The organism is Paenibacillus tyrphae, assembly GCF_000722545.1.
GTDB lineage: Bacteria > Bacillota > Bacilli > Paenibacillales > NBRC-103111 > Paenibacillus_G > Paenibacillus_G tyrfis.
This window is the reverse complement of the sequence record NZ_JNVM01000008.1, coordinates 231,810-243,692: the sequence shown is the minus strand read 5'-3', so window position 1 is coordinate 243,692 and position 11,883 is coordinate 231,810. Positions and strand designations below refer to the sequence as shown.

Sequence of the window (11,883 nt, the reverse complement as noted above, 5' to 3'; positions counted from 1 at the left end):
CGCGGTGACTAACTTGCTCTCACTTTTGATCGGTTATTTGCTCGGCTCGATCAGCTTTAGTTATTTGGCAGGCAAACTGCTGAAAGGCATCGATATACGCGAACACGGAAGCGGGAACGCGGGGGCGACGAATACGCTGCGGGTGCTCGGCAAAGGGCCGGGCATCGCAGTGCTTCTCTTGGATGTATTGAAGGGCGTGGCGGCCGTCTGGATCGGCACGTGGTTAAGCGGGAGCGATCCGCTGTTTGAAGTGCTTGCGGGTATCAGCGTTATCGTAGGGCACAATTGGCCCATATTTTTCGGGTTTCGAGGAGGTAAGGGCATTGCCACGACGATCGGAGTGATGGTGACGCTTGCCTTTTTGCCTGCGCTTATCGCCGGGATTGTTGCTATTATTTCTATTGCTATTACGCGTTACGTTTCCCTGGGATCTCTATTGTTTACTGCACTTTTACCGATATTCATATGGTTTATGGTCGATTCCCGGGAGATTTTCGTGCTCAGCCTGCTTCTCTTCGTATTCGCTTGGGTCAAGCATCGGAGCAATATCGTGAAGCTGTTAAAAGGACAAGAGAACAAGCTTGGTGCCAAAAAACAAGTTTGACGAAATAGACGGAGGTGTTCGTTCATGCCGGTTTCCGGTAAAACCGCCGTGCTGGTAGCGGGAAGTTGGGGAACGGCCATTGCCTCGGTGCTGGCGGATAACGGCCGCGACGTGCTGTTATGGTCGCGCAACCGTGATCAGGTACGGGAAATTAACGAGGAGCACCGCAACAGCCGGTTTCTGCCCGAGGTTTTGTTATCCCCGCGGATTCGGGCGACGGATTCTATGGAGGAAGCCGTAAAAGATGCGGATGCCGTCGTGGTTGTAGCGCCGTCCTCGGCCATGCGGGATATCGCTGGTCAGCTTAAACCGCATTTGAGCCCTGATTCGCTTTTGGTCCACGCGACCAAAGGGTTCGAGGCCGGCAGCTTAAAGCGCATGAGTGAAGTGTTGTCGGAAGAGCTGCCGTCGTACGATTCGAACCGGCTGGTCGTACTATCCGGGCCAAGCCATGCGGAAGAGGTTATCCGGCAATGCCCGACAACGGTCGTCGTGGCCTCGCTGGACAAAGAAGCCGCCGAACAGGCGCAGGATCTGTTGATCAACTCCTATTTTCGTGTATATACGAACCCCGATGTCATTGGTGTCGAGGTTGGCGGCGCGCTTAAAAATATTATCGCGCTCGGAGCAGGTCTTAGTGACGGGTTGGATTTCGGAGATAATGCCAAAGCGGCTCTGCTTACCCGGGGACTGGCCGAAATCGCCAGACTTGGGACGGCGATGGGGGCGAGTCCGTTAACGTTTGCGGGATTGGCCGGAATCGGAGATTTGGTAGTTACGTGCACAAGCAGGCACAGCCGCAACTGGCGGGCCGGCTCGATGCTGGCGCAGGGACATTCGCTGGAAGAAGTGCTCACGCGGATGGGAATGGTCGTAGAAGGCGTCAAAACGACGCAGGCGGCCTATCAGTTGTCCCGCCGCTATGAGATTTCCATGCCGATTACGGAACAGCTGTATCACGTCCTGTTTAACGGGAAAAACCCGAAAACGGCCGTAGAGCATTTGATGGGACGGGGACCCCGGCATGAAACCGAAGAAATCGCCGACGACTCTCAAAACGGTTGGCTTCGTTAAGGCAAACGCCTACACCGACGGCAACTTTTCCACATATACTACCTCAGGCTTTATTGCATAACCAGTCTGAGGAGGGACAACGATGGCAGATAAAAACATGCCGAAAGACGTGCTCAATGTGGTTAAGAAAAAAACCGGCAAAAGCGTCTCCGAGAAAGATATATACAAGCTTGCGAGCGGGGTAAAGCCGTCCACGCTGCAGAGCGATACGCAGCTGCGGCAGCTGATTAAGCAAGTTGCGGGCCTTGTGAATGTTCCCGTTTCGGATCAAACGACGAATGAGCTGATTCAAGCTATCAAAAGCAGCAAAGTGAGCACGGACAATTTGGAACAGCTCATGAAGATGATCATGAAGAAGTAAGGTGACATTTTTAACAGTTTTATGGCATGAGCCGCCGATCAAGCGCGCTTGTGCTTTTTTTGTGTTATGATGGAGTCAATTACGTTACCAAGCTAGGGGTTGGAAAATTTTTATGTCGCCGTTGGACAAAATGTGGGCATCTTTTATTGCGATCGGTCTCATGGTTCTCGCTTCGCTGCTGATCACGTTTGCGAGAAATAAAACGACGGGTATTGTCCGATTTGTGCTATCGCTGGTCGCGTTCTTGATGTTTATCCCGATCTTTATCTATATGGTTGTATCGCTATTCTAAGGAGATTGCTGCCTACATGATTACCTTAAAAGGACGCAGAGTAACGAAGTCGATCGAGCCGGTGACCGGGTTCACGATCTTAGATTTGGCGCTGAAGGCGGAAGTGGACTGGGGTTTCTCCTGCATGCGCGGTACCTGCTCCCGTTGCCGCTGTCAAGTAAGCGAGGGCATGGAGCATTTGAACGCTCCGACGGACGAGGAGCTGGACAATTTGGAGCCGGACGAGCTGGAGCAAGGCTTTCGGTTAGGCTGTCAGGCGAAAGTAAAAAGCGAGGGCGCGATCGCGGTTGCGCATAAGCCTTATTTTTGACCATTTTGCTTAGCATAGGATGATAAGATGAATACTCAACAACTTGGCACGGTGCCGGATCCGCTTAAGGAGATTTTTTCCGAGCTTGCCGTACATACACGGGGATCTGACTCCATTTGGCTGGTCGGCGGCAGCACAGGACTGCTGCTGCAAGGCGTGCAGCTTGACGCGCTTCCCCGGGACTTGGATTTATACGCTGACCGGAGCAATGCGGAGGATTTGCATCTGGCGCTCCGGCGGTATGCAACTGACGATCAGACGGAGAGCGAAACGCCGATCTATCGGTCGATTCTCAGCCATTATGAAATGAACGGCGTCAAGGTGGAGCTGGTCGGGGCTTTCGAGGTGCGGGCGATGGAGAGTAAATATCGCGTGGAAGCTGAGTATTTGGCACAGACACATGCGCCTGCTGTTCCGTATAGCGAAGGAGAGATTGTCCGGCTAATGCCGCTGGTTCATGAACTGGTGTTTAACGTGCTGAGGGACCGCCCGGACCGTTATGAAGCGATTGCGAGGGTGTGCCGAGTCCAAGAACCTGAACGCCACAGGCTGGCTCTCGATGACTTGATTGCCCGCAACCGCTTCAGCGGGGAGCTCGTAGACAGGCTGCGTACGCTGCTCGACCCGAAAGCGAATAGTTAACGGAAGGAGAGCACGTATGGCCGCGAAAGTCACTTTTTTACCCGACAACAAAACGGTTGAAGCAAGACCGGGCACGACGCTTCTGGACGCGGCACGGCGCGCCCGCGTGCATATCCGTACCCGGTGCGGGGGCAAGGCGGCTTGTCTGATGTGCAAAGTTCGTGTGACGGAGAACGTTGGTACAGGGCTGTCCGAGCCGAACCGCAATGAGGCGCTGAAGCTTGGCGGCTTGCAGCAGGACGGCTATCGTCTGGCCTGTCAGGCGAAAATCACCGGGCCAGTCACGGTCCTCGTGCCGGAGGATCCGTTGAAAAGCGCTATACGTAAGCAGTTGGAAAAGCAGGAGGAGGAATGGTGATGAAGCGTTGGCTGCAGGCGGCGTCTTTGCTGCTGGTCTGCACGCTGCTCGGCGGCTGCATGTATCCGAAGGAGATGCGCAAGGAGAACCAGATCGCGAGCGGCGAGTATGTGATCGTCGTTCAGAACGCGATCGATCAATATAAGGCGAAAACCGGCGTGCTGCCGATCAAAAACTTCGAGGCGACCACGCCACTGTATGAACAGAATCCGATCGATTTCAAAAAGCTGAAAGGGCGTTACCTTAGCGAAGTACCGGCCAATGCGTTCGAGAACGGCGGGACGGCGAGCTATGTCCTGATCGATGCGGAGACGAAGCCGACGGTCAAGATGATGGATCTGCCTTCGTTCCAGCAGACTGTCGAATTGCAGCAGGAGGTGGACCGTTACAAATCGAAGACGGGCACGCTGCCGGCTGGGGAATCGGTCGCTCCCGGCTTTGTCGCCATCGATTACGCCAAGCTGAACCGAAAGCCTCTGGAAGTAACCAGCATGTATACGCGTTCGGTAATGCTTCCGTTCCTGATGAGCGAATCGGGTCAAGTCGCCATCGATTACGCGCCTGAAATTATGCGGCTTATCGACAAGAAGCAGCTTCAAAGCCGTCTTGATGAAAAGCAGGATTTGCGCGCACTGCTCGTTCAGGAATCGTATTTCGTCCCTGCGCGTTCGTTTGCTTACATTTGGAAAGACAATAAGCCGGTCCCCGTCCCGGAATCGTTCTAACCTAGCCTCTATCAACCTTCTATTCAAGGTGATAGAGTTTTTTTTCTTGCCATAGCTAGAATAATCGTAGAATCTCCTACATATATTTGTCAGGGATGAAGTTAAGGACGCAAGCGGCGAACACGGTAAAGCCGGATTTCCGGTGAAAATTATTTCTGCGCCTGTCATCATATTTTGAACCGCCGTACATATATTTGTACTAGTCCAAAGCGTGTACGAGTTTCGTCTTAAACAACCTGTAGGAGGGATTCTCATTGGAAAAAGTGGATATCTTTAAGGACATTGCAGAGCGTACTGGCGGGGATATTTACCTGGGGGTCGTTGGAGCGGTCCGTACGGGAAAATCAACGTTCATCAAGCGCTTTATGGAGTCGATCGTGCTGCCGAACATCCAGAATGAAGCCGACCGGATCCGGGCAACCGACGAATTGCCGCAAAGCGCCGCCGGACGGACGATCATGACGACGGAGCCGAAATTCGTACCGAACAATGCCGTGCAGCTGCATGTTGCTGAAGGACTGAATGTCAACGTTCGACTGGTCGACTGCGTCGGATATGTTGTCGAAGGCGCCAAAGGATATGAGGATGAGAACGGCCCAAGGATGATCAATACGCCGTGGTTCGATGAAGCCATTCCGTTCCAGGAAGCCGCGGAAATCGGCACGCGCAAGGTGATTCAAGAGCATGCGACGCTTGGCGTCGTCATTACGACGGACGGCTCGATCGCCGAAATTCCGCGCGCCTCCTACGTGGATGCCGAAGAACGCATCATTAACGAACTGAAGGAAGTCGGAAAGCCGTTCATCGTCATCGTGAACTCGACCCGTCCGCAGAGCGATACCGTGATTGAGCTGCGCAACGAGCTGCAGGTGAAGCACGACGTGCCGGTCGTGGCGATGAGCGTTGCCAATATGAGCGAGGACGACATGATGTCCGTGCTTCGCGAAGTGCTGTACGAATTCCCGGTTCACGAGGTCAATGTGAATCTGCCCAGCTGGGTCATGGTGTTGGAGGAAAACCACTGGCTCCGCTCCAGCTTCGAGAACTCCGTCCGCGAGACGGTACAGGACATTCGCAGGCTTCGCGACGTGGATCGGGTCGTCAGTCATTTCGAGGAATACGAATTTATCGATAAAGCGGCGTTGGCCGGAATGAATATGGGGCAAGGGGTTGCGGAAATCGATCTGTACGCGCCCGACGAGCTGTATGACCGCATTCTTATGGAGGTCGTCGGCGTGGAAATCCGCGGCAAGGATCACCTGCTGCAGCTCATGCAGGATTTTACGCATGCCAAGCGGGAGTACGATCACTTCGCCGAAGCGCTCGAAATGGTCAAAACGACCGGCTACGGGATTGCTCCTCCGACGCTTGCGGAGATGGCGCTCGACGAACCGGAGCTTATCCGGCAAGGTTCCCGCTTCGGAGTCCGGCTCAGAGCGACGGCACCGTCGATTCATATGATCCGCGTCGACGTGGAGTCGGAATTCTCGCCGATTATCGGGACAGAGAAACAAAGCGAGGAGCTCGTTCGCTACTTGATGCAGGACTTCGAGGACAACCCGCTCAAAATCTGGGAATCCGATATTTTCGGACGGTCGCTGCACTCGATCGTGCGCGAAGGCATTCAAGGCAAGCTGGCCATGATGCCGGACAACGCGCGCTACAAGCTCCAGGAGACGCTTGGACGGATTATAAACGAAGGCTCCGGCGGCCTCATTGCGATCATTTTGTGAGATGCTTCTCATTTTTCGTGAAAAATGCACTCCGAAGGGTGCATTTTTTGTGTTTGCACTTGAAAATGGTTAACGTGTGTATTACTATAATCTTGTTTCTTTCACCTTTGCATCGTTCCGAATGTATATTTTTCGGCGAAACGGTTAACAAAGAAAGTAACAGGACTCGTTTGTTTCGGGGGGAGGTGAATCGCATGAATAAATCCGATTTGATCAATAAGGTTGCGGAATCCACTGAGCTTTCCAAAAAGGACGCAACCAAAGCGGTTGAAGCTGTATTCGAAGCTATTTCCGAGGCGCTTCAAAGCGGAGATAAGGTACAATTGGTCGGATTCGGCAACTTCGAAGTTCGTGAGCGTTCCGCCCGCAAAGGCCGTAACCCGCAAACCGGCGAAGAAATCGAAATTCCTTCCAGCAAAATCCCGGCCTTCAGACCTGGCAAAGCGTTGAGAGACGGAATCCAGTAAGCTCTTGCGGCTTTTAGGCTTTCTACATAATGGGGCCGGTTCATCGGCTCGAAAAAGCGCTCGAATGCGGTTCGGGCGTTTTTTTCTTTTCTATGGAAAAAACCTTTACAATCGATAGGGCATAAGATATAATACTCTTTGCCGGATTTTTTTACCGGATCATTTTCGGGGTATGGCGCAGTCTGGTAGCGCGCACCCTTGGGGTGGGTGAGGTCGTGGGTTCGAATCCCGCTACTCCGATAGCAAGTTATGGCCGAATCGCTTTCTTGACGGATACATCCGCCGGAGGAAGCGGTTTTTATTTTCTCCAAATCTATTCATAGGTCGGGGTAGCCGAAGAGGGAAACGCTCTCTTATGTAGAATTAGTTAGCAGATTCCGTTTGGCATTGCAGTAGAAGGCGAAGGGGGATGAACGGGTGAAATCTGTAACAGTAGAAGATTTGGTAAAACGATTTTCGTTGGAAGTATTGGCCGGGGCCTCGCAGCTCCATCGAACGATTTCCAAGACGAGAGTGCACCGTCCGGGGTTGGAATTCGTCGGGTATTTCGATTTTTTCTCGCAGTCCCACCTGCAGGTGCTCGGCAGTAAAGAAATCACTTATTTACATACGCTCACAGAAGAGGAACGCAATGACCGGATCGGAAACATCGTGAAGTATCATCCGCCGTGCTTTGTCGTAACCCGGAATCAGAAAGGGCTTAAATATTTGATGAAATATTGCGAGGAAGAGGGCATTCCCTTACTGCGGACACCGCAGGCGACGAACAAATTTATCGAGCTGGTGGACGCTTTCTTGACGAAATCGATGGCGCAGGAGATTGCCGTGCATGGGGTTTGCGTCAACGTATCCGGGATCGGCATTTTGCTTCGGGGCAAATCCGGGGTAGGCAAAAGCGAGACGGCGCATACGCTTATTCGGCGGGGCCACCGGCTGGTAGCGGACGATATCGTGGTGCTTAAGAAGATCAGCCCGGAGACGCTTCTCGGCACGCATAACGGAAAGACAAAAGAGTTTCTCGCCCTTCGCAGCATCGGACTCATTAATGTTTCCCGCCTGTACGGCCGCAAAGCGTTTCAGGACGAGACGCGGATCGTTCTCGACATCGAATTGACAAAGTGGCAGGACAATGCGCTCAATAACGAATTGGAGCTGCTCCCGAAGTTTTCGGATTATATGGACATCAAGATTCCACATATCGAGATCCAGCTTCAGCCTGGACGGGACGTGGCCGGTTTGGTGGAAGCGGCGGCCAACAACTGGTATCTCCGGCAGCAGGGCTATAGCGCGGCAGAGGACTTTATGAAGCGTCTTCAAGAGGAATGAAAGAGACCGGCGATTCGGTGCGAAGCGCAGGCGACACGGGACATTTGCCCCGTGTTTTTTAATTCTGAAGCTTTTCTTAAATGTAAAAAAATTATGAAGCAAAATCATTGTTTTTTTGTTATACTTAGTTGACCTTATTTCACGAAATGGGTATGCGTTAAGCGGGGTAGGTACAGTATTTAGGGGGAGTTACCGAAAATGTCAGAGAAACTTAGACGATGGTCGAACGCAAACGATTGGACGATGTACGGCATACTGGCATCGATCTTTTTGGTATGGCGTATCGGCGTGGTCGGGAATTGGAGTTTGGAATGCTGGGTCTTGCTTTTAATATGTCTGATGGGCGTCCGAAAAGATCAGATTGACGTCGATTGGAAACGTTTTTTTGTGGTAGGCATCCCACTTCTTGGCGTATTTTATTACTTTTATGGCTCCGGCAGCGGAGTATGGTGGAAAATTGCCAATTGGATGTTCGAAAACAATCGTCATGTATGGAAATGGGATGACATGATGAGAAGCATACCCCTAAACGATGCCGCATGGGCCCGGGCGATCAATCACCCGGTATTCGACCAGATCATGGCTTGGATCTACAACTACGGCTTCGTGCTTTCGCTCTGGATTTGCATTGTCCGAAGCTACTGGACCAAGAGTGTAAAAAAGATGATGTCCTACGCTTTATCCGGACATTTGATGCAGTTTCCGCTGATCCTTCCGTTTTACAACTTGATTTTGCTTCGCGAGGTATGGTGGGTAAAAGGGCAGCCTGACTTGCTTGCGCGCAAATTTGCCACGGAAAACGATATGCTGGTCAATGTCATGAACTGCTTTCCGAGCATGCATACGTCGATTTCGTTCGCCATGCTGCTGCTGGCGCTTCGGGAAAAAGACCGCATCTTCAAATATATGATGGTTACGTATTGCTCCGCGATTATTTTCTCGACGATGTATTTGCAGATTCACTGGGTGCTCGACGTCATTGCGGGAATGCTGTTTGCTTACGGTGTCGTTAAGCTTTCCGATTTGATCATCTATTTGGCTTCCAAGCTCGTACCGAGCCGCTTTAAAGGGTTCTACAACAAAAAAGATCAAGCTTACGGGACAGAGAAAACGGTAGTCGCCTAAGAGGGCGTTCTAGCTGTGGAGAAACCCTAAAAGTAGAAAATCTCAGACAAATAGAAGTGGGGTATATCCCGTAAGAGTTTACGTCCACCTTTGAACCGTGAAAATACCGCTAATTCTAATCAAGTTCACGGGGTTCAAGAGCGGCTGGAGGGATATACCCCACTGGAGTATGCAGAGAATTTCTACGCGAAGCGGGTTTCTCAACAAGCTCAGCCGCCTAAGAGGGCGGCTTTTCTCTTGAGTTGACAGCACGAGTATTTTTTTGCATGATAAAGGTAATTGGACAGATTAGCCCCGGGGGGAATAAGGATGGAATCGAATCAGAGTGAATATTTTGTGGTAAAAGCCAAGGAAAACGGAGTACAGGTCATCGGCTTGACCAGAGGGCAGGATACCCGGTTTCACCACACGGAAAAGTTGGATAAAGGCGAGATTATGATCGCTCAATTTACTGAACATACATCAGCTATCAAAATCCGTGGGAAAGCGGTTGTGGCCACGAAATTCGGGCTTATCGATACGGAGGAATAATTTTTCGGGCAGCGGCAGGCATAGCCTGCTTTTTTTCGTTGTACAATGTAACAGACAGGGCAATAAGCCAAGCATTCGGACCCCGTCAAAAGGAGGAAGCGGTTCGGGATGAAATGGGCTCCCCGTTTGTTGATCATTACAGCCTTATCGATAGCAGTAGCGTCGGCTTTGTCTTATTTGTCACAGCTGGATGAGAGTCTTAGCGTGTTTCGAAGCGTTAAAGCGCATCCCGTATCCGAAAACAATATTGTCGACGTCGTATCGAGGATGCAGCTTCATTTAAGAATTCGCCGGGTAGAGGTGAATCATGCCGTTGTGTCGATCGATTTGCTGGCCGTAAAAACGAGCGATAAATCCGAGATGCTCAGCGATATGTACGAAGTGCCGACAATGATGTTCGCTTCGTCTACGAATATCAATCAGGTATTGGTCCGTGTGCTGGATGCCTCCGGGGACCGGGAAGGGAATCCCCAACCATTGGCAGCGGTAGACGCCAGGCGGGAGAGATGGCTTCCGAACGAAGCGGGACTCCGCTCTAGAAATATGGAAGAACTGCAGCAGTATTTGGATACCCGCTTTCGGATGACGTATACCTCGAAATGGCAGGAGCGTTTTACTCCGAAAAGCTGATCCGGGTACATGCGAAAATAATTCGATTATGCTATAATAGTTTAGATTGCGAGTGAAGAGATTTTTCTTATCGGTTCGGAGGCTTACATATGAACACTTATCGGATTCCGGAGATGGCCAAGAAGTACACGGAGCATGACATGATTCAAAAGCATACGGATCTGCCGCTCTTTCCCGAATTCCGCACCCGGCTTCTGTATGCTTTTTTAAATAAACACAGCACATTAGCCGGTTACAGCGAGCTTTATACGCTTGTGACATCCCTTGTACAGCTCGGTCTGGATACGCATGATATGGTCAGCGTAACCAACGACGCCAAGGAGCAGAAATCCGCCCGCTCCCGGCAGCTCAAGGTGCTTGCGGGAGACTATTTCAGCAGCCGCTTTTACTACCTGCTGTCGCATTCCGGACAGATTGATTTGATCGGAGTACTGTCCGCAGCGATATGCGAAGCCAACCGCCTTAAAATGAACCTGTACCTCAAGATGAAGCAGCTAAAGCTTACGGCGGACGAATACATTGGGCAGTCGGTCGAAGTGAAGACACAATTGTTTCTATCCTTCGCCAATCTGCTCGAGGAGCGTTTTTACGTCGTGTGGCCCGAAGTGCTTCGCCTGTTTACCCGCTGCGAAGTGCTGCTTCAGGAAATCGTCCGGTCCGAGTCGTCTCAGCCGTATCGGGATAGCTGGGGCTTTTGGCATGTTCTGCAGCAGGCGACACGAGAAGAAAAGAAGCTGCTGCAAAGCGAGGAGCCAGACGCGACAAAATGGCGTCCGTTGTGGCTGAAGTATAAGGTAACGCCGCAACTGCACCAAATGCTCGATACCTGCATGAAGGAGCTTCAAGACAAGCTGCAGTCGTTCGAACCGGAGAAATTAGGCAAAGAGCTGCTGTCGATCGGCGAACCGTTCCGCCAGTATTTATCGGCCCCGCAGGCGACACAAGAAGTTTGAGGTGACACTTATGGAAATGAAATCGAACAAGGAACAGTTCGTTCACTCCGTCTTCGAAAGCATCGCGCCGAAGTACGACTTGATGAACGACATTTTGAGTTTCCGCCGGCATAAAGCCTGGAGAAACTTAACGATGAAGAAAATGGACGTGAAGCCGGGAGCAACGGCGATCGACCTGTGCTGCGGCACCGGTGATTGGACGATCAGTCTCGCTAAAGCGAGCGGCGCCGGTAAGATCGTAGGCCTTGACTTTAGCCAGAACATGCTGGATGTAGGCGAGGAAAAAGTCAAGCGGCTCGGAATGGACAAGCAGATCAAGCTTGTGCAGGGCAACGCCATGGCGCTGCCGTTCGAGGATAATTCGTTCGATTATGCGACGATCGGCTTTGCGCTCCGCAATGTGCCTGATTTGGTCAAAGTCATCGAGGAAATGCAGCGGGTGGTGAAGCCTGGGGGAATGGTTGTCTCGCTGGAGCTTTCCAAACCGACCTGGAAGCCGTTTAAGGCGATTTACTTTTTTTATTTTCAAAAGGTTCTGCCACTGCTCGGCAAACTGATCGTCAAACGGTACGAGCAGTACAAATGGCTGCCGGAATCGCTTAAGAACTTCCCGGACCATAAGGAGCTCGCCGACATTTTCCGAAAGACCGGTTTGACCCGCGTCGAGGCCTACCCATTGACCGGCGGGATCGCGGCGCTTCACATCGGCATTAAGCCGCAAGCGGCAAATGGATCTAAGGGAGATGTCTGAC

Annotated in this window: 16 protein-coding genes and 1 tRNA gene; all 17 read left to right on the top strand. The window is 51.7% G+C overall.

Annotated elements, in window-relative coordinates; genetic code table 11:
- Window positions 1-4: 4 nt before the first annotated feature.
- The 17 genes from plsY (at window position 5) to ET33_RS11120 (ending at window position 11,882) form a co-directional block, all read left to right on the top strand.
- Window positions 5-604 carry a glycerol-3-phosphate 1-O-acyltransferase PlsY gene (gene plsY, locus ET33_RS11200; protein ID WP_036680707.1) on the top strand — a complete coding sequence of 200 codons (600 nt, stop codon included), beginning with the start codon at window positions 5-7 and terminating at the stop codon, window positions 602-604.
- A gap of 24 nt (window positions 605-628) precedes the next feature.
- Entirely contained in the window at window positions 629-1,678 is a 1,050-nt protein-coding gene (locus ET33_RS11195) for an NAD(P)H-dependent glycerol-3-phosphate dehydrogenase (RefSeq protein WP_036680705.1), read from the top strand.
- 82 nt (window positions 1,679-1,760) lie between these two features.
- Window positions 1,761-2,039 (top strand): stage VI sporulation protein F, encoded by a 279-nt coding sequence (locus ET33_RS11190; protein WP_036680703.1) that lies wholly within the window; start codon window positions 1,761-1,763, stop codon window positions 2,037-2,039.
- 112 nt (window positions 2,040-2,151) lie between these two features.
- Window positions 2,152-2,331, top strand: a complete 180-nt coding sequence (locus ET33_RS11185; RefSeq protein ID WP_036680702.1) for a DUF2768 family protein — start codon at window positions 2,152-2,154, stop codon at window positions 2,329-2,331.
- A gap of 16 nt (window positions 2,332-2,347) precedes the next feature.
- Window positions 2,348-2,641 carry a 2Fe-2S iron-sulfur cluster-binding protein gene (locus ET33_RS11180; RefSeq protein WP_036680700.1) on the top strand — a complete coding sequence of 98 codons (294 nt, stop codon included), beginning with the start codon at window positions 2,348-2,350 and terminating at the stop codon, window positions 2,639-2,641.
- Between the two features lie 27 nt (window positions 2,642-2,668).
- Window positions 2,669-3,283 (top strand): nucleotidyltransferase family protein, encoded by a 615-nt coding sequence (locus tag ET33_RS11175; RefSeq protein WP_036680698.1) that lies wholly within the window; start codon window positions 2,669-2,671, stop codon window positions 3,281-3,283.
- Window positions 3,284-3,299: 16 nt separating this feature from the next.
- Window positions 3,300-3,641 carry a 2Fe-2S iron-sulfur cluster-binding protein gene (locus tag ET33_RS11170; RefSeq protein ID WP_036680696.1) on the top strand — a complete coding sequence of 114 codons (342 nt, stop codon included), beginning with the start codon at window positions 3,300-3,302 and terminating at the stop codon, window positions 3,639-3,641.
- Window positions 3,641-4,366, top strand: coding sequence for a hypothetical protein (locus tag ET33_RS11165; RefSeq protein WP_036680695.1), 726 nt, complete (start codon window positions 3,641-3,643; stop codon window positions 4,364-4,366). Before ET33_RS11170 ends, ET33_RS11165 begins: the two co-directional genes overlap by 1 nt.
- A 254-nt stretch (window positions 4,367-4,620) precedes the next feature.
- On the top strand, window positions 4,621-6,099 hold the full coding sequence (spoIVA, locus tag ET33_RS11160; RefSeq protein ID WP_036680694.1) for a stage IV sporulation protein A: 1,479 nt from the start codon (window positions 4,621-4,623) through the stop codon (window positions 6,097-6,099).
- A gap of 194 nt (window positions 6,100-6,293) precedes the next feature.
- Entirely contained in the window at window positions 6,294-6,566 is a 273-nt protein-coding gene (locus ET33_RS11155) for an HU family DNA-binding protein (RefSeq protein ID WP_010494971.1), read from the top strand.
- Between the two features lie 166 nt (window positions 6,567-6,732).
- Window positions 6,733-6,806 (top strand) — tRNA-Pro (locus ET33_RS11150).
- 177 nt (window positions 6,807-6,983) lie between these two features.
- A complete protein-coding gene (hprK, locus tag ET33_RS11145; protein WP_036680691.1) occupies window positions 6,984-7,892 on the top strand; it encodes an HPr(Ser) kinase/phosphatase in 909 nt (302 codons plus the stop codon).
- Window positions 7,893-8,090: 198 nt separating this feature from the next.
- Complete coding sequence (locus ET33_RS11140) at window positions 8,091-9,017, top strand: phosphatase PAP2 family protein (RefSeq protein WP_051775253.1); 927 nt, start codon at window positions 8,091-8,093, stop codon at window positions 9,015-9,017.
- A 309-nt stretch (window positions 9,018-9,326) separates the two neighbouring features.
- A complete protein-coding gene (gene mtrB / locus ET33_RS11135; protein ID WP_036680686.1) occupies window positions 9,327-9,548 on the top strand; it encodes a trp RNA-binding attenuation protein MtrB in 222 nt (73 codons plus the stop codon).
- Between the two features lie 108 nt (window positions 9,549-9,656).
- Window positions 9,657-10,178 (top strand): hypothetical protein, encoded by a 522-nt coding sequence (locus tag ET33_RS11130; protein ID WP_036680683.1) that lies wholly within the window; start codon window positions 9,657-9,659, stop codon window positions 10,176-10,178.
- Between the two features lie 89 nt (window positions 10,179-10,267).
- Window positions 10,268-11,131, top strand: a complete 864-nt coding sequence (locus ET33_RS11125; RefSeq protein WP_036680678.1) for a heptaprenyl diphosphate synthase component 1 — start codon at window positions 10,268-10,270, stop codon at window positions 11,129-11,131.
- 10 nt (window positions 11,132-11,141) lie between these two features.
- Window positions 11,142-11,882: a demethylmenaquinone methyltransferase gene (locus ET33_RS11120; RefSeq protein WP_036680674.1), complete on the top strand. Its 741-nt coding sequence runs from the start codon at window positions 11,142-11,144 to the stop codon at window positions 11,880-11,882.
- Window position 11,883 lies beyond the last annotated feature (1 nt).

Bases quoted from the DNA above. Each gene is read 5' to 3' on its own strand.
- ET33_RS11195 (WP_036680705.1), top strand. From the start codon at position 629: ATGCCGGTTTCCGGTAAAACCGCCGTGCTGGTAGCGGGAAGTTGGGGA.
- ET33_RS11190 (WP_036680703.1), top strand. From the start codon at position 1,761: ATGGCAGATAAAAACATGCCGAAAGACGTGCTCAATGTGGTTAAGAAA.
- ET33_RS11185 (WP_036680702.1), top strand. From the start codon at position 2,152: ATGTCGCCGTTGGACAAAATGTGGGCATCTTTTATTGCGATCGGTCTC.
- ET33_RS11180 (WP_036680700.1), top strand. From the start codon at position 2,348: ATGATTACCTTAAAAGGACGCAGAGTAACGAAGTCGATCGAGCCGGTG.
- ET33_RS11175 (WP_036680698.1), top strand. From the start codon at position 2,669: ATGAATACTCAACAACTTGGCACGGTGCCGGATCCGCTTAAGGAGATT.
- ET33_RS11170 (WP_036680696.1), top strand. From the start codon at position 3,300: ATGGCCGCGAAAGTCACTTTTTTACCCGACAACAAAACGGTTGAAGCA.
- ET33_RS11165 (WP_036680695.1), top strand. From the start codon at position 3,641: ATGAAGCGTTGGCTGCAGGCGGCGTCTTTGCTGCTGGTCTGCACGCTG.
- ET33_RS11155 (WP_010494971.1), top strand. From the start codon at position 6,294: ATGAATAAATCCGATTTGATCAATAAGGTTGCGGAATCCACTGAGCTT.
- ET33_RS11140 (WP_051775253.1), top strand. From the start codon at position 8,091: ATGTCAGAGAAACTTAGACGATGGTCGAACGCAAACGATTGGACGATG.
- mtrB (WP_036680686.1), top strand. From the start codon at position 9,327: ATGGAATCGAATCAGAGTGAATATTTTGTGGTAAAAGCCAAGGAAAAC.
- ET33_RS11130 (WP_036680683.1), top strand. From the start codon at position 9,657: ATGAAATGGGCTCCCCGTTTGTTGATCATTACAGCCTTATCGATAGCA.
- ET33_RS11125 (WP_036680678.1), top strand. From the start codon at position 10,268: ATGAACACTTATCGGATTCCGGAGATGGCCAAGAAGTACACGGAGCAT.
- ET33_RS11120 (WP_036680674.1), top strand. From the start codon at position 11,142: ATGGAAATGAAATCGAACAAGGAACAGTTCGTTCACTCCGTCTTCGAA.